Origin of the sequence: Streptomyces sp. NPDC001137 (assembly GCF_040298885.1) — a bacterium.
In the GTDB taxonomy this organism is placed as follows: Bacteria; Actinomycetota; Actinomycetes; order Streptomycetales; family Streptomycetaceae; genus Streptomyces.
On the sequence record NZ_JBEPBA010000037.1, the window covers coordinates 16827 to 42147 of the forward strand.

26 protein-coding genes are annotated in these 25321 nt (G+C 70.8%); 8 read left to right on the top strand and 18 right to left on the bottom strand.

The genetic code is table 11. The annotated features are described in order from the left end of the window. The first annotated feature begins 220 nt into the window (after positions 1 to 220). Both ABT254_RS42800 and ABT254_RS42805 read left to right on the top strand, forming a co-directional pair. Positions 221 to 892 (top strand): potassium channel family protein, encoded by a 672-nt coding sequence (locus ABT254_RS42800; RefSeq protein WP_030939613.1) that lies wholly within the window; start codon positions 221 to 223, stop codon positions 890 to 892. Continuing rightward, the gene (locus tag ABT254_RS42805; protein WP_351483068.1) at positions 892 to 1569 is read left to right on the top strand and encodes a potassium channel family protein; all 678 of its coding nucleotides are present in this window, start codon (positions 892 to 894) and stop codon (positions 1567 to 1569) included. Before ABT254_RS42800 ends, ABT254_RS42805 begins: the two co-directional genes overlap by 1 nt. 159 nt (positions 1570 to 1728) lie before the next feature. Here the strand turns inward: ABT254_RS42805 and ABT254_RS42810 are convergent, their stop codons facing one another. From ABT254_RS42810 to ABT254_RS42845, 8 genes are all read right to left on the bottom strand, one after another. Continuing rightward, complete coding sequence (locus ABT254_RS42810) at positions 1729 to 2478, bottom strand: DUF3159 domain-containing protein (protein WP_351483070.1); 750 nt, start codon at positions 2476 to 2478, stop codon at positions 1729 to 1731. A 3-nt stretch (positions 2479 to 2481) separates the two neighbouring features. Continuing rightward, entirely contained in the window at positions 2482 to 2880 is a 399-nt protein-coding gene (locus ABT254_RS42815; protein WP_099931846.1) for an OB-fold nucleic acid binding domain-containing protein, read from the bottom strand. Between the two features lie 155 nt (positions 2881 to 3035). Then, entirely contained in the window at positions 3036 to 3722 is a 687-nt protein-coding gene (locus ABT254_RS42820) for a response regulator (protein WP_351483072.1), read from the bottom strand. Beyond that, positions 3719 to 6265, bottom strand: coding sequence for a DUF4118 domain-containing protein (locus ABT254_RS42825; protein ID WP_351483074.1), 2547 nt, complete (start codon positions 6263 to 6265; stop codon positions 3719 to 3721). Before ABT254_RS42825 ends, ABT254_RS42820 begins: the two co-directional genes overlap by 4 nt. Before the next feature lie 280 nt (positions 6266 to 6545). Then, positions 6546 to 7724: an alginate lyase family protein gene (locus ABT254_RS42830; protein ID WP_351483156.1), complete on the bottom strand. Its 1179-nt coding sequence runs from the start codon at positions 7722 to 7724 to the stop codon at positions 6546 to 6548. Positions 7725 to 7888: 164 nt separating this feature from the next. Next, positions 7889 to 8644 (bottom strand): DUF3710 domain-containing protein, encoded by a 756-nt coding sequence (locus ABT254_RS42835; protein ID WP_351483076.1) that lies wholly within the window; start codon positions 8642 to 8644, stop codon positions 7889 to 7891. A gap of 1 nt (position 8645) precedes the next feature. Further along, complete coding sequence (dut, locus tag ABT254_RS42840) at positions 8646 to 9197, bottom strand: dUTP diphosphatase (protein WP_351483078.1); 552 nt, start codon at positions 9195 to 9197, stop codon at positions 8646 to 8648. Further along, positions 9194 to 9778, bottom strand: coding sequence for a PaaI family thioesterase (locus tag ABT254_RS42845; protein ID WP_351483080.1), 585 nt, complete (start codon positions 9776 to 9778; stop codon positions 9194 to 9196). The genes dut and ABT254_RS42845 overlap by 4 nt, the downstream gene beginning before the upstream one ends. A gap of 58 nt (positions 9779 to 9836) precedes the next feature. Here ABT254_RS42845 and ABT254_RS42850 point away from each other — a divergent pair, with 58 nt between their 5' ends. Then, positions 9837 to 10301 carry a DUF3093 domain-containing protein gene (locus tag ABT254_RS42850; RefSeq protein ID WP_351483082.1) on the top strand — a complete coding sequence of 155 codons (465 nt, stop codon included), beginning with the start codon at positions 9837 to 9839 and terminating at the stop codon, positions 10299 to 10301. A gap of 6 nt (positions 10302 to 10307) precedes the next feature. Here ABT254_RS42850 and ABT254_RS42855 read toward each other — a convergent pair whose 3' ends face one another. From ABT254_RS42855 to ABT254_RS42870, 4 genes are all read right to left on the bottom strand, one after another. Continuing rightward, positions 10308 to 11231 (bottom strand): hypothetical protein, encoded by a 924-nt coding sequence (locus ABT254_RS42855; RefSeq protein WP_351483084.1) that lies wholly within the window; start codon positions 11229 to 11231, stop codon positions 10308 to 10310. A gap of 13 nt (positions 11232 to 11244) precedes the next feature. Then, complete coding sequence (locus ABT254_RS42860; RefSeq protein ID WP_005481602.1) at positions 11245 to 11541, bottom strand: DUF4193 domain-containing protein; 297 nt, start codon at positions 11539 to 11541, stop codon at positions 11245 to 11247. A 393-nt stretch (positions 11542 to 11934) separates the two neighbouring features. Beyond that, a complete protein-coding gene (locus ABT254_RS42865) occupies positions 11935 to 13173 on the bottom strand; it encodes a sensor histidine kinase (RefSeq protein WP_351483086.1) in 1239 nt (412 codons plus the stop codon). Between the two features lie 6 nt (positions 13174 to 13179). Beyond that, positions 13180 to 13833, bottom strand: coding sequence for a response regulator transcription factor (locus tag ABT254_RS42870; protein ID WP_003993508.1), 654 nt, complete (start codon positions 13831 to 13833; stop codon positions 13180 to 13182). 427 nt (positions 13834 to 14260) lie between these two features. Between ABT254_RS42870 and ABT254_RS42875 the strand changes: the two genes are divergently transcribed. Continuing rightward, the gene (locus ABT254_RS42875) at positions 14261 to 14425 is read left to right on the top strand and encodes a hypothetical protein (protein ID WP_016432180.1); all 165 of its coding nucleotides are present in this window, start codon (positions 14261 to 14263) and stop codon (positions 14423 to 14425) included. Between the two features lie 129 nt (positions 14426 to 14554). Here ABT254_RS42875 and ABT254_RS42880 read toward each other — a convergent pair whose 3' ends face one another. Then, entirely contained in the window at positions 14555 to 15370 is an 816-nt protein-coding gene (locus ABT254_RS42880; RefSeq protein WP_351483088.1) for an inositol monophosphatase family protein, read from the bottom strand. A gap of 8 nt (positions 15371 to 15378) precedes the next feature. Continuing rightward, positions 15379 to 16506, bottom strand: coding sequence for a ferrochelatase (locus tag ABT254_RS42885; RefSeq protein WP_351483089.1), 1128 nt, complete (start codon positions 16504 to 16506; stop codon positions 15379 to 15381). Between the two features lie 214 nt (positions 16507 to 16720). Between ABT254_RS42885 and ABT254_RS42890 the strand changes: the two genes are divergently transcribed. The 3 genes from ABT254_RS42890 to sepH all read left to right on the top strand — a co-directional run bounded on the left by ABT254_RS42890 (position 16721) and on the right by sepH (position 20686). Continuing rightward, positions 16721 to 17959 carry an MFS transporter gene (locus ABT254_RS42890; RefSeq protein ID WP_351483090.1) on the top strand — a complete coding sequence of 413 codons (1239 nt, stop codon included), beginning with the start codon at positions 16721 to 16723 and terminating at the stop codon, positions 17957 to 17959. Next, positions 17919 to 19238 carry a D-arabinono-1,4-lactone oxidase gene (locus tag ABT254_RS42895; RefSeq protein ID WP_351483092.1) on the top strand — a complete coding sequence of 440 codons (1320 nt, stop codon included), beginning with the start codon at positions 17919 to 17921 and terminating at the stop codon, positions 19236 to 19238. The genes ABT254_RS42890 and ABT254_RS42895 overlap by 41 nt, the downstream gene beginning before the upstream one ends. 401 nt (positions 19239 to 19639) lie before the next feature. After that, entirely contained in the window at positions 19640 to 20686 is a 1047-nt protein-coding gene (gene sepH / locus ABT254_RS42900; RefSeq protein ID WP_351483094.1) for a septation protein SepH, read from the top strand. Positions 20687 to 20876: 190 nt separating this feature from the next. Here the strand turns inward: sepH and ABT254_RS42905 are convergent, their stop codons facing one another. After that, complete coding sequence (locus ABT254_RS42905) at positions 20877 to 21728, bottom strand: sulfurtransferase (protein ID WP_351483096.1); 852 nt, start codon at positions 21726 to 21728, stop codon at positions 20877 to 20879. A 284-nt stretch (positions 21729 to 22012) separates the two neighbouring features. Between ABT254_RS42905 and ABT254_RS42910 the strand changes: the two genes are divergently transcribed. Beyond that, positions 22013 to 22816 (top strand): VOC family protein, encoded by an 804-nt coding sequence (locus tag ABT254_RS42910; RefSeq protein WP_351483098.1) that lies wholly within the window; start codon positions 22013 to 22015, stop codon positions 22814 to 22816. A gap of 16 nt (positions 22817 to 22832) precedes the next feature. On the opposite strand, the gene ABT254_RS42915 is transcribed toward ABT254_RS42910, so the two are convergent. The 3 genes from ABT254_RS42915 to ABT254_RS42925 are packed head-to-tail and all read right to left on the bottom strand — an operon-like array spanning position 22833 to position 25314. Next, positions 22833 to 23480: a thymidine kinase gene (locus ABT254_RS42915; RefSeq protein WP_351483100.1), complete on the bottom strand. Its 648-nt coding sequence runs from the start codon at positions 23478 to 23480 to the stop codon at positions 22833 to 22835. A gap of 44 nt (positions 23481 to 23524) precedes the next feature. After that, entirely contained in the window at positions 23525 to 24718 is a 1194-nt protein-coding gene (locus ABT254_RS42920) for an alkaline phosphatase family protein (protein ID WP_351483102.1), read from the bottom strand. Further along, positions 24718 to 25314 (bottom strand): DUF5998 family protein, encoded by a 597-nt coding sequence (locus ABT254_RS42925; protein WP_351483104.1) that lies wholly within the window; start codon positions 25312 to 25314, stop codon positions 24718 to 24720. The genes ABT254_RS42920 and ABT254_RS42925 overlap by 1 nt, the downstream gene beginning before the upstream one ends. Positions 25315 to 25321 lie beyond the last annotated feature (7 nt).

Genomic DNA, 25321 nt, shown 5'->3' on the forward strand with positions numbered 1-25321 from the left:
ATGCACGCCACCGCAGAGCTGATCGGCGCCGCGGCGGCCCTCGTCGGCCTCGGAATCCTGACCCTTGCCAGCGTCCGCAGCATCAGCCGTCGCTGAGGTCACAAGGCGTACGGCAACCGTGCACAGGGGTGCCGACGTCCTACCGCGCGTGTGTAGCTTGGGCGTCGGTCTGAGACCCTGATGTGGCTGAGCAGTAACTCTTGACACCGGAAGGACGGTCGTGCACATCGTCATCATGGGCTGCGGAAGAGTGGGTTCCGCGCTTGCCCAGACCCTGGAGCAACAGGGGCACACGGTCGCAGTGATCGACCAGGACCCCACGGCCTTCCGCCGCCTCGGCCCCGGATTCGGCGGCCGCCGCGTCACCGGGATCGGCTTCGACCAGGACACCCTGCGCGAGGCCGGCATCGAGGAGGCCGGCGCCTTCGCCGCCGTGTCCAGCGGAGACAACTCGAACATCATTTCGGCCCGGGTGGCCCGCGAGATGTTCGGCGTGGAGAACGTCGCAGCCCGCATCTACGACCCGCGTCGTGCCGAGGTCTACCAGCGCCTCGGCATCCCCACAGTCGCGACGGTCCGCTGGACGGCCGACCAGATGCTGCGCCGGCTGCTGCCCTCGGGCGCCGAGCCGTTGTGGCGCGACCCCACCGGCGGTGTCCAGCTCGCCGAGGTGCACGCCTCCGCGGCCTGGGTCGGCCACAAGATCAGCAAGTTGCAGGAGGAGACGGGCGTCCGCGTGGCGTTCCTGACCCGGCTCGGCGAGGCGATCCTGCCCAGCTCGCAGACGGTGCTGCAGGAGGGCGACCTGGTGCATGTGATGATGCGCACCGACGAGGTCGACAAGGTCGAGGCGTCCTTCGCCAAGGGTCCCGAAGAGGAGGGCGGTCACTGATGAGGGTCGCCATTGCCGGTGCCGGCGCGGTCGGCCGCTCGATCGCGGGCGAGCTGCTGGAGAACGGCCACGAGGTCCTGCTCGTCGACAAGGCGCCGACGGCCATCTCGGTCGAGCGCGTCCCGCAGGCGGAGTGGCTGCTGGCCGACGCCTGCGAGATCACGTCCCTGGACGAGGCGGCGCTCCAGCGCTGCAACGTCGTGATCGCCGCGACGGGCGACGACAAGGTGAACCTGGTCGTCTCGCTCCTCGCGAAGACGGAGTACGGCGTCCCGCGCGTCGTGGCCCGCGTCAACAACCCCAAGAACGAGTGGCTCTTCAACGAGTCCTGGGGCGTCGACGTGGCGGTCTCGACCCCCCGTCTGATGTCGGCCCTGGTCGAGGAAGCGGTCTCGGTCGGCGACCTGGTCCGCCTGCTGCGCTTCAGCCACGGCGACGCGAACCTGGTGGAGCTGACGCTGCCGGAGGAGTCGGCCCTGGCCGGCACCCAGGTCGGCGACGTCGAATGGCCCGAGGACACGTCCCTGGTCACCATCATCCGCGGCACCCGGGTCCTCACCCCGTCCCACGACGACTCCCTGGAGCCGGGCGACGAACTCCTGTTCGTCGCCGCGCAGGCGCGAGAGGAGCAGCTGGAGGATCTGCTCTCGGTGCGGCGCGAGGATGCGACAGGCTGACCGCCGCGACACCAAAGGGCGCCCCGAAATTCAAGGGGCGCCCTTTGCGTTTCAGCCCGTCCGGCGTTTGAGGACGAGGCCGTCAGGCCAAAGCGGGGGTCTGGGGGCGGCAGCCCCCAGGGTCGGGACGGGAAGGAGCGGCGGGGGCGAAAAACGCCTTCACGCCTCCCGACGGTGCCGTCCACCGCTGGGCTCGGCCCCCGCGGTGGCGGCCCGCTCCTTCTCGGCCTTCTCCTCCGCCTCCATCTCCGCGAACACATCGATCGGCGCGGGCGCCTTCGCCAGGAACACCCAGGTCAGCCACACAGCCAGCAGGAACGGCGGAATCTTCAGCGCGACCAGCACCCAGCCCAACTGCGCCGTGTTCGCCCACCAGTACAGCGGGAAGAGAATCGCGCACTTGGCGAGCAGAATCAGCCCCCAGGCCCAACTGGCCTTGGCATACGCCTTCTTGCGTCCCGGATTGCGCGTCCGCCAGGAGAGGTTCTCCTTGAACACCGGCCCGAGGATCAGCCCCAGCAGCGGCACCCCGCACAGGGTCGTGACGATGTACGCCAGTGCCAGGCCCAGCGTGTAGAGCATGCCGGGGAGGTAGAAGTCCTTGGCGTTGCCCGTCATCATCGCGAAGACGACACCGAAGGCGACCCCGAAGACACCGCTGAAGGCGTGCTTGACGGTGTCCCGCATGACCAGGCGGACCACCACGAGCAGCAGGGACACCGCGAGGGCGGCGATGGCCGACCAGTGCAGGTCCTTGTTGATCGTGAAGATGGTGACGAAGAGGAGGCCGGGCAGCACCGTCTCGACCATGCCCCGCACTCCGCCGAACGCCTCGAACAGGGCGGCCTCGGTCACCGCCCGCGCGTCGTCGGCTTGAGTGTCTTCGGTCGGCTTGTCGAGCGACGTCACCGGCTACTCCCGTCCGAGGGGTCTCAGTTCGTATTTCGGATTGAACAGCACTCGGCGGCCCCGGCTGAGCGAGACGCGGCCCGATGCGATCAGCCTGCGCCCCGGCTCTATGCCCACGATGGAGCGCCTGCCGAGCCACACCACGTCCAGGGCGGCGGAGCCGTCGAACAGCTCGGCCTCCAGGGCCGGGACACCCGCGCGCGGCCGCAGGGTGACCGTGCGCAAGGTACCAGTAACCGTGACGATCTGTCGGTCGTGACAGTCACCGATCCGGGTACATCCGGCGGTCGCGGTGTCCTCCCGCAGCTCCTCGGACTCCAGGTCCTCCTGCGAAGAGGAGAGCCGGTCGAGCATGCGCCGGAACCGGCCCACCGGCTTTTCGGAACGAGGAACAGCACTCATATCTGAAGCGTACCGGGGTGCTCTGACAGCTACGTACCCACGGCCCCGGAGCCCGAACCGACGCCCCTCACCTCTCGAACCGGTACCCCATCCCGGGCTCCGTGATGCTGCATCCCCCGGGGGACAACCCCCGGACCCCCGGCCCGCCGCGTAGCTCACGTCTCGAACCGGTACCCCATCCCGGGCTCCGTGATGAAGTGCTCAGGGTGCGAAGGGTCCGCCTCCAGCTTCCTGCGCAGCTGGGCCATGTACACCCTCAGGTAGTTCGTCTCGGTCCCGTATGACGGACCCCACACTTCCTGGAGGAGCTGCTTCTGGCTCACCAGCCGGCCCGTGTTGCGCACCAGCACCTCCAGGAGATGCCACTCCGTGGGCGTCAGCCGTACGTCCTTCCCGCCCCGGTTGACCTTCTTCGCGGCCAGGTCGACGGTGAACTCCTGGGTCTCCACGGTGGTCACGTCGTCCTCGCCGGCGCCGACCGGCTCGGCGCGGCGGACGGCGGCCCGCAGCCGGGCGAGCAGTTCGTCCATGCCGAAGGGCTTGGTGACGTAGTCGTCGGCGCCCGCGTCGAGGGCCTCGACCTTCTCGTCGGAGGTGTGCCGGGCGGACAGCACCAGGATCGGCACCCGGGTCCAGCCGCGCAGTCCGCGGATCACCTCGACGCCGTCCATGTCGGGCAGGCCCAGGTCCAGGACGACCACGTCGGGGTGGCGGGCGGCGGCGAGCTGGAGGGCGGTGGCGCCGTCGTGGGCCGCGTCGACCTCGTACTTGCGCGCCTTGAGGTTGATCACGAGGGCGCGCACGATCTGCGGCTCGTCATCGATGACCAGCACACGGGTCATGTGGCCTGCCTTTCGGGTTCCGCCGGGTGGAGAAGCTCGGGCGCGCGCGTTCCCGCCGCGCGCAGCGTGAGGACCATGCTGAGACCGCCGCCGGGTGTGTCCTCGGCGTTCAGGGTGCCGCCCATGGCCTCGGCGAAGCCGCGCGCCACGGCGAGGCCGAGGCCCACACCGGCTCCGCGCGGGGCGTCGCCGTAGCGCTGGAAGGGCTCGAAGATGCGCTCCTTGGCGTCGTCGGGAACGCCGGGTCCGCGGTCGACCACGCGCACTTCGACGCGGTCGGCGATGGCGCTGGCGGCGACCAGTACCGCCCGGCCCGGCGGGCTGTACTTGACGGCGTTCTCGACCAGGTTGGCCACCGAGCGCTCCAGCAGGCCCGGGTCGACCTCGACCATGGGCAGCGTCTCCGGCACGTCCAGCTCGACGCTGTCCTCGGGCACTCCGACCAGCGCCATCGGGACGACCTCGTCGAGATCGACCTCGCGGATCAGCGGGGTGACGGTGCCGGTCTGCAGACGGGACATGTCGAGCAGGTTGCCCACCAGGTGGTCGAGCCGGTCGGCGCCCTCCTCGATGCCCTCCAGCAGCTCCGCCTGGTCCTCCTCCGACCAGGCCACGTCGTCCGAGCGCAAGGACGACACGGCCGCCTTGATCCCGGCCAGCGGGGTACGCAGGTCATGGCTCACGGCGGCCAGCAGCGCCGTGCGGATGCGGTTGCCCTCGGCCAGTGTCCGGGCCTGTTCGGCCTCCTCCTGGAGGCGCCGGCGGTCCAGTACGACGGCCGCCTGGGCGGCGAACGCGGCCAGCACCCGGCGGTCCTCGGCGGGCAGCACCCGCCCGGTCAGCGCCAGCGCCATGTGGTCACCGGCCGGCACGTCGACGTCCGCCTCTTCCGGCCGCTGCACCGCGGGGCCGAGGCCCGCGCGGCCCGCGCAGGTCCACGGGGCGTGGTCGTCGGCCCGCTCCAGCAGGGCCGCCGACTCCATGCCGAAGGTCTCGCGGACCCGTTCGAGCAGCTCCTCCAGACCGGTCTCGCCGCGCAGCACATTGCCCGCGAGGAAGGACAGGATCTCCGACTCGGCGCGCAGCCGTGCCGCCTGGTGGGTGCGCCGGGCGGCCAGGTCGACCACGGAGGCCACCGAGACGCCGACGCCCACGAAGATCACGATGGCGACGATGTTCTTCGGGTCGGCGATGGTCCAGCGGTGCAGGGGCGGTGTGTAGAAGTAGTTCAGCAGCAGCGAGCCCAGCGCGGCCGAGGCCAGTGCGGGCAGCAGGCCGCCGAGCAGCGCCGCCGCGACCGTCACCGCCAGGAACAGCAGCATGTCGTTGGCGAGTCCGAGATGGACGGTGTTCAGGAGCACCGCGAGGACCGCGGGGCCGAGCACGCCGACCAGCCAGCCGCCGATGATCCGCGACCGGCCCAGCCGGGCTCCCCGGGCCACCGGCAGCCCGCGCCCCTTGCCCGCCTCGGCGTGTGTGATCAGGTGGACGTCCAGGTCGGGACCCGAGTCGCGGGCGACCGTCGCGCCGACGCCCGGCCCGAAGACGTACTGCCAGCTCTTGCGCCGTGAGACACCGAGCACTATCTGGGTGGCGTTGACCCCGCGTGCGAAGGCGAGCAGCGCCGCCGGTATGTCGTCGCCGACCACGTGGTGGAAGGTGCCGCCGAGGTCCTCCACGAGAGTGCGCTGCACGGCCAGTTCCTTCGGGGAGGCGGCCGTCAGTCCGTCGCTGCTGGCTATGTAGACGGCCAGGACCTCGCCACCCGCGCCCTTCTCGGCGAGGCGCGCGGCCCGCCGGATGAGGGTGCGGCCCTCGGGTCCGCCGGTCAGACCGACCACGATCCGCTCCCGCGAGCCCCATATCCTCGACACCCGGTGGTCGCTGCGGTACTGCTTCAGATACTCGTCGACCCGGTCCGCCACCCACAGCAGGGCCAGCTCCCGCAGGGCGGTCAGGTTGCCGGGCCGGAAGTAGTTCGACAGGGCCGCGTCGACCTTGTCGGGCTGGTAGATGTTGCCGTGCGCCATCCGCCGGCGCAGGGCCTGGGGCGACATGTCGACGAGTTCTATCTGGTCCGCGCGCCGCACCACCTCGTCCGGCACGGTCTCCCGCTGCCGCACCCCGGTGATCGACTCGACCACGTCGCCCAGCGACTCCAGGTGCTGGATGTTGACGGTCGAGACGACGTCGATGCCGGCCGCGAGCAGTTCCTCCACGTCCTGCCAGCGCTTGGCGTTGCGGGAGCCGGGGACGTTGGTGTGGGCGAGTTCGTCCACCAGGGCCACCTGGGGGCCGCGGGCGAGGACGGCGTCGACGTCCATCTCGGTGAAGGCAGTGCCGCGGTACTCCAGCTCCTGGCGCGCCACCTGCTCCAGACCGTGCAGCATCACCTCGGTGCGCGGCCGGCCATGGTGCTCCACGAAGGCCACCACGCAGTCGGTGCCCCGCTCCACCCGCCGGTGCGCCTCGGAGAGCATCGCGTACGTCTTGCCGACGCCCGGTGCCGCACCGAGGTAGATCCGAAGCTTGCCGCGTCCCATGGCCTCATTGTCGTCCGGTCACTGCTGCCCACGCAGCGTCGACCTTACGGCCAGCAATCGCGACAAAAGTTCCCGGGAGCGGCCTCGGTGCCGTCTTTGACGGAACTCTGACGCCGTGCCGATCAGCGCTCGCCGATCGCCCCGTCACGCAGCTCCGGCACCCGGTCGGCGAGGCCCAGCAGGGTCGCGTCGTTGCGGGCTGTTCGGCGGGCGCGCGCGAGGGCGACCCGCTGCTGCCGCGCGGCGCCTCGACACCATGCTCCCGGGGGCCACCGGTCCGTCAGCTCGGATTGTCTCCGTGGGTGAGGGTCTCCCAGGCGACGAAGAGGCTGTTGGTGCCGGCCGGGCGCTGCTGCTCGGTCAGTGCCTGGGTGTTGGCCATCGCGATGCCGAGGCGGTTGTGCAGGGCGTTGTACCCGACCTCGGTGACGGGCCCGAGCCCCAGCTTCAGCGAGCCGCCGCACAGCCGGCTCGGCACGGCGGCACCCAGCTGGTACTTGGCCTGGAACCCGAGCGCCTGCCGCAGCCGTTCGCCGACGTCGGTGCCGTACAGGTCCTGGCCCTGGATCCGGCTGGTCTCGGCGACGTGCGAGATCGCGGAGATGCCGTACCCCGTGTGGGTGAAGTCGCGGCAGGTCTCCTGGGTGAGCCCGGTGACGAAGGTGGACTGCCCCTGCCAGTAGCTCACGATCTTCGCCTTGGTGTCGAGGTTCTGGCCGGGCACCGTCTTCGGCAGATCGCCGTCCGAGGAGAGATAGACGTACGCGGCCGTACGGGTCCGGAACTTCGCCATGGCCTTGTCGTACGACGCCTTGTCCTCGAGGAAGACGGAGATGCCGACCGCGGCCTCCATCATCGACAGCTCCCAATTGCCGTTGGAGTTGGAGCCGTTGATGATCTCGGGGAGGTAGACATTGCGGAGCATGGTCGCGAAGCGGCCGGAGTTCGGCCAGCCGCCGGTGTACGTGTACTTGATGATCTCGGCGGCCTTCGGCCAGGAGGAACCCGCCCAGCCGGTCTGCAGGGGTGCGTTGCTGTTGGTGTGCTCCTTGATCACGGCGGACCAGGCGTCCATCAGCTCGATCGACTTCTTCGCGTACCGGTCGTCGCGGGTGATGTACCAGGCGAGTGCGTCGGTGTACGCGGCTATCGCGTCCTGGCGCTCGTCCGTGCAGCCGTGGTCGGGGTTCGAGTACGAGCCGCACTCGACCGTCGCCCGCGGCTTCGGGGTCCGGTTCAGGTCGGCGTACTTGCTCGCCCTCAGCTGGTCGAAGGCACCCTTCCAGGGCTGGGCGCCTGCATTGACCTGGCTGCGGGTGAAGTCCAACTGCGCCTTGGAGACGGTGACTCCGGGGTGCACGAAGGCGGTGGGGGCGGCGTCGGCACGACGGGCGGCGGGCCAAGCGATCATGCACACGACAAGGGAGGAGGCGGTCGCGAGGAGTGCGGTACGGCGCATGGTGGGGGTCATCCGTTCTCGTATGTGAACGTGAAGCGCCTTTATGAACAGGCGCGTTGAGCGGAGACCGTAGGTACAGACCAATGCGCCGTCAAGAGGTCACGCACGCAAAAGAGCCGCACCCCGGAGGGTGCGGCTCTCGGACGTCGTGTCCTGCGGAGCGTCTAGCGGACCTCGGTGATCTCCGGTCCGCGCTGCAGCTGCCCCATGCCACCGGAGAAGCGCGAGCCCTCCTCCTGCTGGACGCCCTCGGGGACCATCTGGGCGTCGTTCGGCAGCTTCAGGACGATCGGGTCGCGGGGCGCCATCGGGCCCTCGCCGCGGACCACGACCGTGTCCCGGAAGATCTGCTCGAGCAGGCCGGCCGCCTGCGGCTGCACCGCGCCCTGGCCGGAGATCACGCCGCGCAGGAACCAGCGGGGACCGTCCACACCGACGAACCGCACGACCTGGAAGCCGCCCGTGCCGTCCGGCAGCTGGACCGGCACCTGGGCGCGCAGCTCCCAGCCGAGCGGGCCCTCGACCTCGTCGACGATGCCACCCTGCTGGGTGATGCCGGCGCCGATCTCCTCGCGCACCTCGCCCCAGATGCCCTCACGCTTGGGCGCGGCGAAGGCCTGCAGCTGGATGGCGCTGTCGCGCAGCACGACGGTCGCCGCGACGATCGCGTCACCCGCGACCTCGACCCGCAGCTCCATGCCGTCGACGCCGGGCACGAAGAGACCGCCCAGGTCCACACGGCCCTCCGCGGGGTCGCGCACCTCGGAGTCGTCCCAGGGCCCGTCCGGCCGCGGTTCGGGCTCGAGCCTCACGCGCTCGCGCTCCTCTTCGTCCGCCTCAGTGTCGACACTGTCGACGACCTGCTCGGCCTCGCCGGCCGCGTCCTCGGCGGCACCCTTCTTGTTGCGACGTCCGAACACGTCACTGTCCTTCCCGGTCGGATACGACCGAAGCGTATCGATTCCCACCCGTAGTGCCGCCTTCGGCGGCCTGACCGATTGTGCTGCTCGTCCCGGCCACCGCGGCATGACCTCCGGTGGACCCGAAGCCCCCTTCGGCCCGCGCCGAGCCGGGAAGCTCCGCGACCTCCTGGAAGCGGACCCTCTCGACCTGCTGGACGACCAGTTGGGCAATCCGGTCGAAGCGCTCGAACCGAACGGACTCGCGCGGGTCGAGATTCACCACGATCACCTTGATCTCCCCACGGTACCCGGCATCAACCGTCCCCGGGGCATTCACCAGGGCGACACCGCAGCGGGCGGCAAGCCCGGACCGCGGGTGCACGAAGGCCGCGTACCCCTCAGGGAGGGCGATCGACACCCCCGTGGGCAGCACGGCCCGCTCCCCCGGCTTCAGTTCACACGCCTCGGTGGTACGCAGATCGGCGCCCGCGTCACCGGGATGTGCGTACGACGGAAGCGGTACGTCCGGGTCGACGCGCCGGATCAGTACGTTCACGGGGTCACGGCTCACGGGTTCACCTCGAAGGCGCGGGCGCGCCGCCTCTGGTCCGGGTCGTCCATGGCGGCCCGGATCTCCTCCGGGCGGCCGTTGTCGATGAAGTGGTCGACCTTCACCTCGATGAACAGCGCGTCGGCGCGCACGGCCACGGGCCCGTCCGGGCCGCCGATGCGCCCGGTGGCGGAGGAGTAGATCTTGCGGCCCGCCACCGCCGTGACCTCGGCCTCCAGGTACAGCACCGTCCCGACCGGAACGGGCCGCACGAAGTCCGTCTCCAGCCGTCCGGTCACGGCGATCGTCCTGAGCAGCCAGTTCAGCGAGCCGAGGGTCTCGTCCAGGGCGGTGGCCAGCACTCCGCCGTGGGCCAGTCCGGGCGCCCCCTGGTGAGCGGGCTGGACGGTGAACTCCGCGGTGATCGTGACGCCTTCGCCGGCCCGTGCCTCCAGGTGCAGTCCATGGGGCTGCCCGCCACCGCATCCGAAACACTGTTCGTAGTGGGCACCGAGCAGCTCACCGGGTGCGGGAGCATCAGGGTGCCGCACCGGTTTCACCGCGTCGGCGGGAGGCTGAAGAGCTGGGGAAGTACCACTCACAGCCGCAGACCTTACCCGCGCGTCCACCAAATCCGGACACCGTGCCAAGCTGGGGTCCATGCAGCTCTCCGCCACCCCTTACGAAGAACGCCTCACCGCCCCCCGCTCGTGGTGGCTGATCTCCTTCCTGGTGGGCGTCTCCTTCGCCCTGATCCTGCTGCCCTTCGGCACCCTGCCGCTGCTCGGCGGCCTGGTCGGCGGCACGGCGGCGATGGCGGTCGCGGCGAGCGCGTACGGCTCGGTCCGCATCCGGGTGGTGGGCGGCTCGCTGATCGCGGGCGAGGCGAAGATCCCTGTCACGGCGCTGGGCGAGGCGGAGGTCCTGGATCCGGAGGAGGCGCGCGCCTGGCGCACCTACAAGGCCGACACCCGCGCCTTCCTGCTGCTGCGCGCCTACATCCCCACGGCCCTGCGCGTGGAGGTCACCGACCCCGAGGACCCGACGCCGTATCTGTACCTGTCGACGCGGGAGCCGGAGCGCCTGGCTGAGGCGCTGAGGACGGCCAGGGAGGCCGTGGCGTAACCCCCCTCAGCCCGCGTAGCCGTCCCCCAGCTCCAGCGGCCGCTCCGGGGCCTCCAGGGGCGGGAGCTCGGGGAGTGCGTCCCAGGGCACCTGGACCTTTCTCAGGTCCCGCCGGATCCGGGCCGCGAGCTTCTTGGTGTCCCGGCGGTTCATGACCGCGCCCACGGCGGCTCCCACCATGAACGGCATGAGGTTCGGCAGGTCGCGGACCATGCGTTTCATGATCTGCTGGCGCAGTTCGCGCTTCATGGGGCCGTTCAGCGCGGAACTCACGGTCGACGGCTTGGTCACGTCGATCCCGCGCTCTCCCGACCAGGAGTTGAGATACGCGGTGCTGCGCTGCTTGAGGTTGCCGGGCGGGCGTACGCCGTAGACCTCGTGCAGTTCGGCTATCAGTTTCAGCTCGATCGCCGCGACCCCGGTGATCTCGGCGGCAAGTTCCGCCGGCATCGCGGGCGGTACGGGCAGCATCGCCGCCGCTCCGATCCCGGCGCCGACCGTCGAGGTGGCGGCCGCCGCGCCTGCCACCAGCTTGTCCGCGAGCTGCTCGGGTCCCAGGCCCGGGAATTGTCTGCGGAGGGCCGCGAGGTCCCGTACGGGGATCCGCGGGGCGTTCTCGATGATCCGGTCGGCGACATACGCCAGGCCAGCCCTGGCGGCGCTGCCGCCCTTGCGGACGCCTGCCCTGGCCTTGTCACGGATCGCCGCGGCCCGTCTCGCGACGGGCACGGGTGTCCGCGGCGGGGCCGGAAGGTCACCCCGGCCGGTCGCCGGTTCGAGCGAGGCCGATCCTGTGGGCCCTGTCGTACCCGGTGTCGCACCGGATGGGCCCCGCTCGTCGTCACGCGCGCCATGAGGGCCGCCGGGCGGCCCTTCGTCCGCTCCCGGCAGGGGGGAGCGGCGCTTCCAAGGAGGGGTCGAGCCGGTCACGGCCGACCCGGCCTCAGTCGCAGTCGCGGCAGATCGGCTGACCGTTCTTCTCCCGGGCCAGCTGGCTGCGGTGGTGCACCAGGAAGCAGCTCATGCAAGTGAACTCGTCCTGCTGCTTGGGCAGTACCCGGACGGCCAGCTCCTCGTTCGAGAGGTCCGCGCCGGGCAGCTCCAGGCCTTCGGCGGCCTCGAACTCGTCGACGTCCACAGCGGAGGTCGACTTGTCATTACGCCTGGCCTTGAGCTCTTCAAGGCTGTCCGAGTCGACGTCGTCGTCGGTCTTGCGTGGGGTGTCGTAATCCGTTGCCATGTCGCTCTCCCCCTCTGGGTGTCTGCGGTGTCTCCAGCGCACGTAACGCGTGAGAGGCCGGACTTGTGCCCGACCCGAGGCGGAGATTTTGCCTCACATCAAGGTCTGTTACTCAATCGACACCCAACCGGACTCCTCAAGAGTGATCGGCTTGGATGGCGAACGGGACCGTACACGGTCCCCCTACCGCTCTTCAAAGGCGCCTCACCCTGTACTTCCCGTGATCAGGACACCCGAAAACCCGGATTTTCCCGGCTTTACGGCCGTCCTCATGATCACGGAGAGTAGATGGCTGGAAAATCGCCCTTGTGATCGATCACACATGGGGTGCTCCATTCGGCGGCCGGAAAATTCCGCGCAAAGCGAACATCCCCGTGTGTCGGCGACATGATCTCAGATCGGCAGCGCGACGCGCATCACGAGGCCACCCCCCTCACGGGGCTGAGCCGAAATGTGCCCACCATGGGCGCGGGCCACCGACCGGACGATGGAAAGACCGAGACCGACCCCCTTGTCGCTGCCGGTGCGCTCCGTGCGCAGCCGCCGGAAGGGCTCGAAGAGATTGTCGATCTCGTACGCCGGTACCACCGGCCCGGTGTTCGACACGACCAGGACCGCCTGGCCGTGCTGGACCTCGGTGGTGACCTCGACCCAGCCGTCCTCCGGCACGTTGTACCGCACGGCGTTCTGGACCAGGTTCAGCGCGATCCGCTCCAGGAGCACGCCGTTGCCCTGCACGACCGCGGGCTTCTGCTCGCCGCGGATCACCACGCCCTTGGCGTCCGCCTCCGAGCGCACCTGGTCGACGGCCTGCTCGGCGACCTCGGCGAGGTCCACCGGCTTGCGCTCGACGATCTGGTTGTCGCTGCGGGCGAGGAGCAGCAGGCCCTCGACGAGCTGCTCGCTGCGCTCGTTGGTGGCCAGCAGCGTCTTGCCGAGCTGGTGCAGCTCCGCCGGCGCGTTCGGGTCGGACAGGTGTACCTCGAGGAGCGTGCGATTGATCGCGAGGGGTGTGCGCAGCTCGTGCGAGGCGTTGCCGACGAAGCGCTGCTGGGCGGTGAAGGCACGCTGCAGGCGCTCCAGCATGTCGTCGAAGGTGTCGGCCAGTTCCTTGATCTCGTCGTCCGGGCCGTCCAGCTCGATCCGGCGGGACAGGTCCGAGCCGGCCACCGCGCGTGCGGTGCGGAGAATCCGGCCGAGCGGGGAGAGCACCCGGCCGGCCATGGCGTAGCCGAAGGCGAAGGCGATCACGGCGAGACCGAGCAGGGCCAGCAGCGAGCGGCTGAGCAGGTCGTCCAGGGCGCGCTGACGCTGGACGGCGTCGCACTGCTTGAGGATCGTGTTGATCTCGCTCGTCGGCGCCGAGTTCACCGCGGGGCAGGTGGAGCTGGTGATGTCGAGATTGGCGCCGGACACCGAGAAGGACTGCCCACTGCCCTCATGGAGGGCCTGGGCGGCCAGCAGATAGATGATCGACAGCAGCAGGATGCCGGCGATCAGGAACATGCCGCCGTACAGCAGCGTGAGGCGTATGCGGATGGTCGGGCGCAGCCAGGGGAAGGGCGGCTCGGGCTTCCTGGGGTCCCAGGTGGGCTTCGGGGGTGCCGTGGGGAGAGCGGGTGTTGCGGCCATCGCGCATCAGATCCGGTAGCCGGAGCCGGGCACGGTGACGATCACGGGCGGTTCGCCCAGCTTGCGGCGCAAGGTCATGACGGTCACGCGCACGACGTTCGTGAACGGGTCGGTGTTCTCGTCCCAGGCCTTCTCAAGGAGCTGCTCGGCGGAGACGACGGCACCCTCGGAGCGCATCAGCACCTCCAGGACGGCGAACTCCTTGGGCGCGAGCTGGACCTCCTTGCCGTCCCGGAAGACCTCGCGGCGGTTGGGGTCCAGCTTGATGCCCGCGCGCTCCAGCACCGGCGGCAGCGGCACACTGGTACGCCGGCCGAGGGCACGCACGCGTGCGATGAGCTCGCTGAACGCGAAGGGCTTGGGGAGATAGTCGTCGGCGCCGATCTCCAGGCCCTCGACGCGGTCGCTTACGTCGCCGGAGGCGGTGAGCATCAGCACGCGCGTGGGCATGCCGAGCTCCACGATCTTGCGGCAGACGTCGTCGCCGTGGACGAGCGGGAGGTCGCGGTCGAGGACGACCACGTCGTAGTCGTTGACGCCGATGCGCTCGAGGGCGGCCGCACCGTCGTACACGACGTCGACGGCCATGGCCTCCCGGCGCAGTCCGGTGGCCACCGCATCGGCGAGCAGCTGCTCGTCCTCGACGACGAGTACGCGCACGTCGCTTGTCCTTCCTGTGTCCACCCGCGTAGCGCCGACAAGGGCACACGCGGGCAGGGGTCTTCATGGGTGTGTGCCTCCATCCTGCCCTTTTCGGTCGTAAGTCGGCGGTAAGGCGGGGGACGGAGGATGAGGGCAGGATGAAGGACAGGTATGAGACCCGGGAATGCGAGATTTTCTCGCCGGGTTGAGGTTTCCGTGGAAGGGAGCGGGGGGAGGACGGTTCATACCCCGCGATCACGCTCTGCTAGTGCCGCAGCACCATGCGGCACGGCGCAATCCGCTTTCCGCAGAGTGGGCGTGGGTGTCCGGCACCGTCGCCACCCCAGGCGCCCGTGTGCCGGGCACCTGATGGAGACGTGATCGCCCCTTCCCAACGGCACACCCCCGTGCCACCGACCCACGACCCAGGACGAGGGGGCGCAGCATGGACGCATTCACCGCAGGACTTCTGCAGCGCATAAGGACGACCGAGTCCGACCTGACGCGGGCTCGCGACGAGGGCGACGACTTCCTCGTCGAGGTGGAGCAGGGCGAGCTCGACGACCTGCGCCGCCTCGCCGCCGAGCACGGTGTGGAGGTCGGCGCCTAGCGTCTGCGTCTGATCAGCGCGTACGTACGACAGCGGGCCCCCGGCGAATCCAGCGCCGGGGGCCCGCTGCGTTGCCGTACGACGGCGTTCACCACCCGTTGGTCACGATGTCACCCGGCGGTACGGCCCTCAGTCGTGCCAGGCGCCGAAGTCCTCCAGAAGGCGCTGGAGGGGCTCGAAGACGCCCGGGGTGCCGGCGATCGTCAGAGCGTGTGCGGGGCGCTCTCCGGGGCGTCCACCGGTCAGAGCGCCCGCTTCCCGGGCGATGAGGTCGCCGGCCGCGAGGTCCCACGGGTGCAGCCCGCGCTCGTAGTAGCCGTCGAGGCGGCCGGCCGCGAGGTCGCACAGGTCGACGGCTGCCGAGCCGCCGCGCCGGATGTCGCGCAGCAGGGGGATCAGCTTCCGCGCGACCTCGGCCTGGTGGGCGCGGACCTCGGTGACGTAGTTGAAGCCCGTGGAGACCAGGGCCTGGTCGAGGGGCGGCGCCGGGCGGCAGGCCAGCTCGCGCTCGCCCTCCCAGGCGCCCGTGGCACGCGCTCCGCCGCCGCGCACCGCGTGGAACGTCTCACCGCGCATCGGGATCGCGACGACCCCGACGACGGTCTCGCCGTCCTGCTCGGCCGCGATGGAGACGGCCCAAGTGGGCAGCCCGTACAGGTAGTTGACCGTGCCGTCGAGCGGGTCGATCACCCAGCGGATCCCGCTGGTGCCCTCGGTGGAGGCGCCCTCCTCGCCGAGGAAGCCGTCGTCCGGGCGGCGCTCGGAGATCAGGTCGGTGATCAGCTTCTCCGCCGCGATGTCCATCTCGGTGACCACGTCGATCGGGCTCGACTTGGTCGCGGCGACCGCGAGATCGGCCGGACGGCCGTCCCGCAGCAGCGTCCCGGCGCGGCGGGCGGCCTCCTGGGCCAGTGCGAGCAGTTCCTGGTGCAGGGGGTCGGTCACGGGGCTCCTCACGCGTAGGGGCTGTCGGCGCCCGCGGCGGCCGGGCGGGGGGCACGGGCCGGGCAGCAGCCGACCGGGCAGAGGTTGTGGCTCGCGCCAAGGGCGCCCAGGGCGCACGGCGTGACCTCCTCGCCGCGCTCCACGGACGCCCGCTCCAGGACGAGGTCGCGGATCGCGGCGGCGAAGCGCGGATCGGCTCCGACGGTGGCCGAGCGGCGCATCGGCAGGCCCAGCTCCTCGGCCTTGGCCTTCGCCTCCGTGTCGAGGTCGTAGAGGACCTCCATGTGGTCGGAGACGAAACCGATGGGGGCGATGACGACCGCTGGGGCACCGGCCGCGTGCCGCTCCTCCAGGTGGTCGCAGATGTCGGGCTCGAGCCACGGGATGTGCGGGGCTCCGGAGCGTGACTGGTAGACGAGCTGCCAGGGGTGGTCGATGCCGGTGCGCTCGCGGACCGCGTCGGCGATCAGCTGAGCGACCTCCAGGTGCTGCTCGACGTACGCGCCGCCCTCGCCGTGGGCCTCGACCGGGCCGGAGGTGTCCGCGGACGCGGTGGGGATCGAGTGCGTCGAGAACGCGAGGTGCGCGCCGTCCCGGACGTCCTCGGGGAGGTCGGCGAGGGACTGCAGGACGCCCTCGATCATGGGCTCCAGGAAGCCCTCGTGGTTGAAGTAGTGCCGGAGCTTGTCGATCTTCGGCAGCTCCAGGCCCTCGGCCTCCAGCTCGGCGAGCGAGTCGGCGAGGTTCTCGCGGTACTGGCGGCAGCCCGAGTACGAGGCGTAGGCGCTGGTGGTGAGGACCAGGATGCGGCGGTGGCCGGCGGCGACCATCTCGCGCAGGGTGTCCGTCAGATAGGGCGCCCAGTTGCGGTTGCCCCAGTGGATCGGAAGGTCCAGGCCGTGGTCCGCGAAGTCCTTGCGGAGGGCGTCCAGCAGGGCGCGGTTCTGGTCGTTGATGGGGCTGACCCCGCCGAACAGGAAGTAGTGCTGCCCGACTTCCTTCAGGCGTTCCTTGGGGATGCCTCGCCCGCGCGTCACGTTCTCCAGGAACGGGACCACGTCGTCCGGGCCCTCCGGGCCGCCGAACGAGAGCAGGAGCAGGGCGTCGTAGGGGGTGGCATCGAGCGCGTCTGACATGGGTCGATCCTGCCACCCGGCACTGACGGCCGGGAAACGGCGGGGTGACGAGCGGGGGCGGGCCGTATTCCGGACGCGTTCACCGGCCGAAAGACCGGGTGCATTAGGGTGACCCCACTCGTAAGCTGTATCAGCCGTATTCGCACCTTACTGAGCTTCCGCCAGCACTTTTCCGTCGTCAGCACCTTTCTGAGCCGTAGCCATCGGAGACCCCGTGCCCAGCCCCTACCGCGCCCTTTTCGCCACCCCCGGCACCAAGGGGTTCTCCGCCGCGGGCCTTCTCGGCCGGATGCCGCTGTCGATGATGGGCATCGGCGTGGTCACGATGATCTCCCAGCTCACCGGGCGCTACGGGCTCGCGGGCGGCCTGTCGGCGACCATCGCGCTCGCGGCCGCGGCGATCGGGCCGCAGATCTCCCGGCTGGTGGACCAGTACGGGCAGCGCAGGGTGCTGCGGCCCGCGACGCTGGTCGCGCTCGCCTCGGCGGCCGGGCTGCTGCTCGCCGCGCACTTCCGGTGGCCGGACGGGGTGCTGTTCGTGTGCGCCGCCGGCATCGGCTCGGTGCCGAGCCTCGGCGCGATGATCCGCGCCCGCTGGGCTGCCCTGTACCGGGGCACTCCGCAGCTGCACACCGCGTACTCCTTCGAGTCGGTCGTGGACGAGGTGTGCTTCATCTTCGGGCCGATCATCTCCATCGGTCTGTCCACGGCCTGGTTCCCGGAGGCGGGGCCGCTGCTCGCCGCCTGCTTCCTGGCGACCGGCGTCTTCTGGCTGACCGCCCAGCGCGCCACCGAGCCCGAGCCGCACCCCCGGGAGAAGCAGGGCGGCGGTACGGCACTGCGCGCGCGTGGCCTGCAGGTCCTGGTGGCCACCTTCGTGGCGACGGGGACGATCTTCGGTTCCGTCGACGTGGTCACCGTGGCCTTCGCCGACGAGCGGGGGCACAAGGCCGCCGCGAGCGTCGTGCTCGCGCTGTATGCGGCGGGTTCCTGTGCGGCAGGTGTGGTGTTCGGGCTGCTGCATTTCAAGGGGGCGCCCGCACGCCGCTGGCTGCTGGGCATATGCGCGATGGCCGTGAGTATGATCCCCCTCCTACTGGTCGGAAACTTGCCGTTTCTGGCTGTGGCGCTGTTCGTTGCGGGCATGGCCGTCGCTCCCACGATGATCACCACCATGTCCCTGATCGAAGAGCACGTACCACGCGCACAGTTGACCGAGGGCATGACCTGGGTGAGCACCGGCCTCGCGGTCGGTGTCGCGCTCGGCTCCTCGATCGCCGGCTGGGTCATCGACGCGGCCGGCGCACGTGCCGGGTACGGGGTTCCGGCGGTGTCCGGGGCCGTCGCGGTCACGGTCGGTTTCCTGGGGTACCGCCGGCTCAGCAGGCCGGCTCCGCGTCGGGGAGGCACCGTTGAGCAGCACAGCGAGCGGGAAGAACGGCACGTGGCGTAACTGGGGCGGCAACGTCACGGCCCGTCCCGCACGGGAGGTCGAGCCGGCCTCCGTGGAGGAACTGTCGGCGGCCGTACGGCAGGCCGCTCAGGACGGGCTGACGATGAAGGCCGTCGGCACCGGGCACTCCTTCACGTCCATCGCGGCCACCGACGGTGTGTTGATCCGCCCTCAACTGTTGACCGGCATCCGCAAGATTGATCGGGACGCCATGACGGTCACGGTGGAGGCCGGCACCCCGCTCAAGAGGCTCAACATGGCTCTGGCCCGCGAGGGTCTGTCGCTGACCAACATGGGCGACATCATGGAGCAGACGGTCTCCGGCGCCACCAGCACCGGCACGCACGGCACCGGCCGCGAGTCGGCCTCCATAGCCGCCCAGATCAAGGGACTTGAGCTGGTCACGGCCGACGGTTCGGTGCTCACCTGCTCCGAGAAGGAGAACTCGGACGTCTTCGCGGCCGCCCGGATCGGCCTCGGCGCCCTCGGCATCGTCACCGCGATCACCTTCGCCGTGGAGCCGGTCTTCCTCCTCACCGCGCGCGAGGAACCGATGCCGTTCGACAGGGTGCTCGCCGAGTTCGACCAACTGTGGGCCGAGAACGAGCACTTCGAGTTCTACTGGTTCCCGCACACCGGCTCCACCAACACCAAGCGCAACAACCGCAGCGCCGGCCCCGAGAAGCCGGTGAGCCGGATGGCGGGCTGGTTCGAGGACGAGTTCCTCTCCAACGGCGTCTTCCAGGTCGCCCAGTGGGTCGGCCGCGCGGCACCCGCGACCGTCCCGACGATCGCCCAGATCTCCAGCAAGGCGCTGTCCGCACGTACGTACACCGACATTCCGTACAAGGTCTTCACCTCGCCGCGCCGGGTGCGCTTCGTGGAGATGGAGTACGCCGTCCCGCGCGAGGCCCTCACCGAGACACTGCGCGAACTGAAGACGATGGTGGAGCGCTCCGGTCTGCGGATCAGCTTCCCCGTCGAGGTGCGCACGGCGCCCGCCGACGACATCACCCTGTCCACGGCATCGGGCCGCGACAGCGCGTACGTCGCCGTGCACATGTTCCGGGGGACGCCCTATCAGGCGTACTTCACCGCCGCCGAGCGCATCTTCACCGCGCACGAGGGCCGTCCGCACTGGGGCAAGGTGCACACGCGGGACGCCGAGTACTTCTCCGAGGTCTATCCGCGCTTCGGCGAGTTCACCGCGCTGCGGGACCGGCTGGATCCGGACCGGCGCTTCCAGAACGACTACCTGCGGCGGGTGTTGGGGCCGTAGCCATTGGTTCCGTTTCTGCCGATTCCGTGAAGTACGCCACGTTCAAGATCCGGAAAGCGTGCAACGGGCGGCCGGGTCCGGTCCGTTGCCAGAAGTTGGGCGGCGCGCCAATCCACGCACGTGGCCCGAATGGAGTACTGTTGCGAGCCCTGGGTCCGGTCTCCCGCCAGGGCGTCCGCGACCTTCAAGGACCGCCGGGAGGGGGCTAGTTGCACAGGGTGACGGAGTTGGTCACTTAGCGTTGCGAATAGGTAACCGTGCCATAACGGCGATCCAGGGCCCTGGCCCGACACGCCGGGCAACTCGGCAAGGTTGTGGCAGGCTGCACCCGGGCAGGCCACACTCGACTAGCGGAAGCAGCGACGCACGTGACGTCGGCAGGCACCACCCGGGAGGTCCCCATGCCCGAACTGCGTGTCGTGGCCGTCTCGAATGACGGCACACGGCTGGTGCTGAAGGCTGCCGACGCAACGGAGTACACGCTTCCGATCGACGAACGGCTGCGTGCCGCCGTCCGCGGCGACCGGCCCCGCCTCGGCCAGATCGAGATCGAGGTGGAGAGCCATCTCCGCCCCCGTGACATCCAGGCGCGTATACGCGCCGGTGCCTCCGCGGAAGAAGTCGCCCAGCTCGCCGGCATCCCCGTCGACCGCGTACGGCGCTTCGAGGGCCCGGTGCTCGCGGAGCGCGCGTTCATGGCCGAGCGGGCCCGCAAGACGCCCGTCCGGCGGCCCGGTGAGAACGCCGGGCCCCAGCTCGGCGAGGCCGTGCAGGAGAGGCTGCTGCTGCGCGGCGCCGAGAAGGACACCGTGCAGTGGGATTCGTGGCGCCGCGACGACGGCACCTGGGAGGTCCTGCTGGTCTACCGGGTCGCGGGCGAACCGCACTCGGCGAGCTGGACGTACGACCCGCCCCGGCGGCTCGTCCAGGCCGTCGACGAGGAGGCGCGCTCGCTGATCGGCGAGTCCGAGGACCTCGCCGCGCCGGAGCCCAGCTTTCCGTTCGTGCCGCGCATCGCACGGCTGCCGCGTGACCGTCCGCTGGACCGTTCCCTCGACCGGCCGAGCCTGCCGGCGCAGGCCTCCGAGCCCGCCGAGGAGAGCTCGGGTGAACGGGACTCGCTGACCAGCCTGCTGGAAGCGGTGCCGAGCTTCCGCGGCGACCTGGTGGTCCCGGAGCGCCCCGCAGAAGCGTCTCCTCCGCCGCCACCGCCGGAGGAGCCCGCCGCCGCCGAAGCCGAGGAGGAGGAGCCCCCGGCCCCCGCCGCCTCTGCCGGTTCCGCCTACGCGGACGTCCTCATGCCCCGCTCCGTCACCAGCCACCGTGACCGCCTCGTCGGCGCCACCGACCGCCAGGCCGAGGCCGACGGCGTCCGCCCCGGCCGCCGCGCGGCGGTCCCCAGCTGGGACGAGATCGTGTTCGGAACACGACGCAAGAAGCAGGAGTAGTCGGTCGTACGGCCGTGCAGACGGCCGTACGTGCATGGGGGCCGCGCCGACAGCGCGCGGCCCTCACTCATGCACCCTCTACGTAGTCTGCGGCCATGCGTGCCGCCCAGGGCGGCTCCCGACCCAAGGAAAGGCGACAGCCGCCGGTGTCGGCAAGCTCCACTCCCCCACCCCGCGCCGCACCCCAGGGCTACTGAGGATCAGCGCCCACAGCGACAGGGCGAGTCGGGTCCGACGACCACTCCGACCACGAGCCCACGTACAGCGCCGCGTCGATCCCCGCGACCGCCAGCGCCAGCACCTCGTGCGCCCCGGAGACACCCGAACCGCAGTACACACCGACCGGCGAACCGTCGGCCGCGCCAAGCGCCTTGAACCGCTCGGCCAGTTCCTCCGCGGGCAGGAATCGCCCGTCCACCCCCACGTTCTCGTTCGTGGGCGCCGACACCGCCCCGGGAATGTGCCCGCCGACCCGGTCGATCGGCTCCACCTCCCCGCGATACCGCTCCCCCGCCCGCGCGTCGAACAGCACCCCGGCCCGCGCGAGCGCCGCCGCGCCATCGGCGTCCAGCAGCCCCGCACCACCCGCGACCGGCTCGAAGTCACCCTCCGCCGGCGCGGGGGCCGACGTCTCCAGCGGCCCCTCCCACGACGGCAACCCGCCGTCGAGGACCCGCACGTCCGGGTGACCCGTCCAGCGCAGCAGCCACCACGCACGGGCCGCCGCCCAGCCCTGCCCGCCGTCGTACACGATCACCGGCGTCCCGGCCGAGACGCCCGCGCGGCGCATCGCGGCGCCGAAGACCTCGAGGTCGGGCAGCGGGTGGCGGCCGCGTTCGCCGGGCGCGGAGGCGAGCTCCGAGTCCAGGTCGACGTAGACGGCACCGGGGATGTGCCCGGCCGCATAGGCGGCCCGGCCGTCGAAGGGCGGCTCTCCGGCCGCCTTGGCCACACTGAGCTGCCAGCGGACATCGAGCAGGACGGGCGGGCGCGGACCCGCCAGGTCGCTCGCGAGTTCGGACGCGGAGATGATGGCGTTCATGGCCCCCATCCTTGCGCACGGGGTGGCCTCATCGTCCACGTCCGGCTACTCTGCTCGGCCGTACAGGCCCGATCACGAGGCGTACGGGTTCGGGCACATGCTGTACAGCTGATCGACACCCGTCGGCAATCACACAGAAACGGCCGACAAACCGCACACCGGGCATCCTCCAGGCATGCGGCGCGCCCGGAGCGCGCGGTCGCATCTGTGGTGCGAGCATCTGCACGGAGATCCGGAGTGCGGTAGCGACACGGCGACCGCGAGGGGTCGAGGAGAGAGTGACGATGACGGAGGCACGGGGGTCGGCCGGCCCGAACAGCGAGACGCACGCTCGGCACGCGCCCGGCACACCCTGCTGGGTGAGCCTGATGGTGCACGGTCTGGCCGCGACCCAGGACTTCTACGGCGCGCTGTTCGGCTGGGAGTTCCAGCCGAGCCCGCAGCAGCTCGGCCCGTACGCGCGCGCCCTGCTCGACGGCTACGAGGTGGCCGGCATCGGCCAGCTGCCCCCGGACCGCCATCTGCCGATCGCCTGGACGCCCTACCTCGCCTCGGACGACGTGGACCTGACCGCGGAAACGGTACGGCTGTGCGGCGGCACGATCGGGGTGGGGCCCCTGGACGCCGCCGAGGCCGGCCGTCTCGCGATCGGCTCGGACCCCGCGGGTGCCATCTTCGGCATCTGGCAGGCGGCCGGGTACCTCGGCACGGCGCTCACGGGCGTGCCCGGCACCCCGGCCTGGAACGAGCTGCTGACCTTCGAGTCGGCGAGCGTGGCCAAGTTCTACGAGACGGTCTTCGGCTACGAGGAGGAGCCGGTCGTCTCCGCCGACTTCGACTACGTGAGCCTGCACATCGAGGGCCGCCCGGTCGCCGGCATCCACGGCGTGGGCACCGCCCTGCCACGCGACCGGGGCCCGCACTGGATCACGTACTTCGAAGTCGCCGACACGGACGAGGCCGTCGTCCGCCTCGTGGATCTGGGCGGCCATGTCCTCAAGTCCCCCAGGGACAGCGCCCACGGGCGCGTGGCCACGGTCGCCGACCCCGAGGGCGCCCGCTTCTCCCTGATCGAGAGCCCGCGGTAGGGACCGGGCGGTCCTTCTAGCTCTGCGACACCGGCAGCACGTCCGGCGACAGGGCCGCCGAGCCGGACGTCGTCGCCGTCATACGGCGGCGGTGGTGGCGACGGCACAGGACCTCGTAGCCGACGGCCTCCGGCTGGTTGACGTCGCCGACGACGACCTGGGCTCCCTCGACGACCATGGCGCCGCCCACCGTCCGGGCGTTGTGCGTGGCGCGGGCGCCGCACCAGCACAGGGCCTCCACCTGGAGGACCTCGACGCGGTCGGCCAGCTCGACCAGGCGCTGGGAGCCGGGGAAGAGCTTGGTGCGGAAGTCGGTCGTGATGCCGAAGGCGTAGACGTCGAGGCCCAGGTCGTCCACCACGCGCGCGAGTTGGTCTATCTGCTCCGGTGCCAGGAACTGCGCCTCGTCCGCGATGACGTAGTCCGCGCGGCCGCCCTGCGAGAGGTGGTCGACGACATAGGCGTACAGGTCCTGTCCGTCCTCCACCTCGACCGCGTCCGTGACCAGGCCGAGGCGGGAGGAGAGCTTGCCCTCGCCCGCGCGGTCGTCACGGGTGAAGATCATCCCTGCCAGGCCGCGCGCCGAGCGGTTGTGCTCGATCTGCAGAGCCAGCGTGGACTTCCCGCAGTCCATGGTTCCGGAGAAGAACACCAGCTCGGGCATGGGGAGTTGAGCACCTTTCGGTGGAGAGGATCGGAGGGTGGGCCTCAGGAGCGTACTTCGAGGAGGGGAACCAGCTGTTCGGCAGGGGTCATCGAGCCGTGGTTGCCGACCATCGCCGACTCCTTGGGCTCCCGCTCGGAGGCGATGATCAGGACGTCGTCGCGGGCGGCCGCGACCACGTCGCCGATGCGGGCGTAGACACGCTCGTCGATGTGCGGTCCGAACCAGCCCGCCGCGATCGCCTCGTCCCGCGAGGCCACCCAGAACTGCTCGCCGAGCACCTCGCGCCAGACGGTGAGTACGTCGTTCTCGGCGCCCCGGACCGCGTACACATGCCGGGCGCGGCCCTCGCCGCCCAGCAGGGCGACACCGGCGCGCAGTTCCCAGTCCTCGTCGAAGTCGATGCGGTGCTCTTCGTCGAAGGGGATGTCGACCATGCCGTGGTCGGCGGTGACGTACAGCGCGGTGCGCGGCGGGAGTTGCTCGGCGAGGCGCTGGACGAGGCGGTCGACGTGCATGAGCTGGCCGCGCCAGGTGTCCGACTCGACGCCGTAGCGGTGGCCCGCGCCGTCCAGCTCGGCGTAGTACGTGTAGACCAAGGAGCGGTCCCCGGCGGCCAGTTGCCCGGCCGCGAGATCCATGCGGTCCTCACCTGACAGCCGTCCGTGGAACGTTCCGCCACTGAGGGCGACCTGGGTCAGCGGGGTGTTCTCGAAGGTCGGTGAGGTCACCTGTGCCGCGTGCACCCCGGCCTGCTCGGCCAGCTGGAAGACCGTGGGATACGGCTGCCAGGCGCGCGGCGACGTCCACGGCCGCCAGCGCAGCTGGTTCATCAGCTCACCGGTGTCCGGGTTGCGCACGGTGTAGCCGGGCAGACCGTGCGCACCGGGCGGCAGACCGGTGCCGACGGAGGCGAGGGAGGTCGCGGTGGTCGCCGGGTAACCGGCGGTCAGGGGGCGACCGGTGCCGCCGCGCGAACTGCCGAGGAGCGAGGTCATGAAGGGGGCCTCGTCCGGGTGCGCCTTCAGCTGCTCCCAGCCGAGTCCGTCGATCAGGAACACGCAGTTGCGGTCGGCGGCGGTCAGCTCGGTGATCGCGGCGGTCATGCCCGGTACGGCCATGCCGGCGGCCAGTGTGGGCAGCAGGTCGGCGAGGGAGCCGCTGCCGTACTCCGGAGGCGGCGCGGAGTCGACGGCGAGGGGTTCCGGGTGGGTGTCCCAGGGAGCGGACTGCGACATCAGCGGGTGGGGTCCGCGGTGGCCTCGGAGAGCGCCTGGGCGAAGGCGAGCGCCTGGCGGACGGTCTCCGGTCCGTCGCCGGCCTCGCTGACGCGCAGGCTGAGGTCGTCCGCCGTCGAGTTGCCGGTGTACCCGTGGTCGGCCTCGCAGTTGGGGTCGCCGCAGGCGGCCGGCTCGAGGTCGATGCGGGAGACCGCGCCCCAGCCGATGGTGAGGACGACCTCGCGGGGCAGGGTGCCCGGCTGGTACTGCTCCGGGTTGGCGACCACGCGGCTGACCACGACCGAGGAGATCCGGCCCAGCTTCACGGACTCCGTCGACGTCGTGGCGTAGGGCGTCGGGGAGGTGGTGTCCGCGGCCTGCTCGTCGGTGTGGCTGACGATGAAGCGGTTGCCGGTGAGGACGAGCACCGTGACGTGCCTGCGCACCTCGTTCGCGTCGAACGTGGTCTCCTGGTGGACCAGGTACGACCGGATGGGCTCGCCGCCCACGGCGGCCTCCACCGCCTCGGCCACGAGGGCCGGGTAGTAGCCGCTGCGCTCGATCGCCGCGCGCAGCCCCTGGGTCGTCGTACTGGTCTTGGCCATGACGTCCATCCTACGG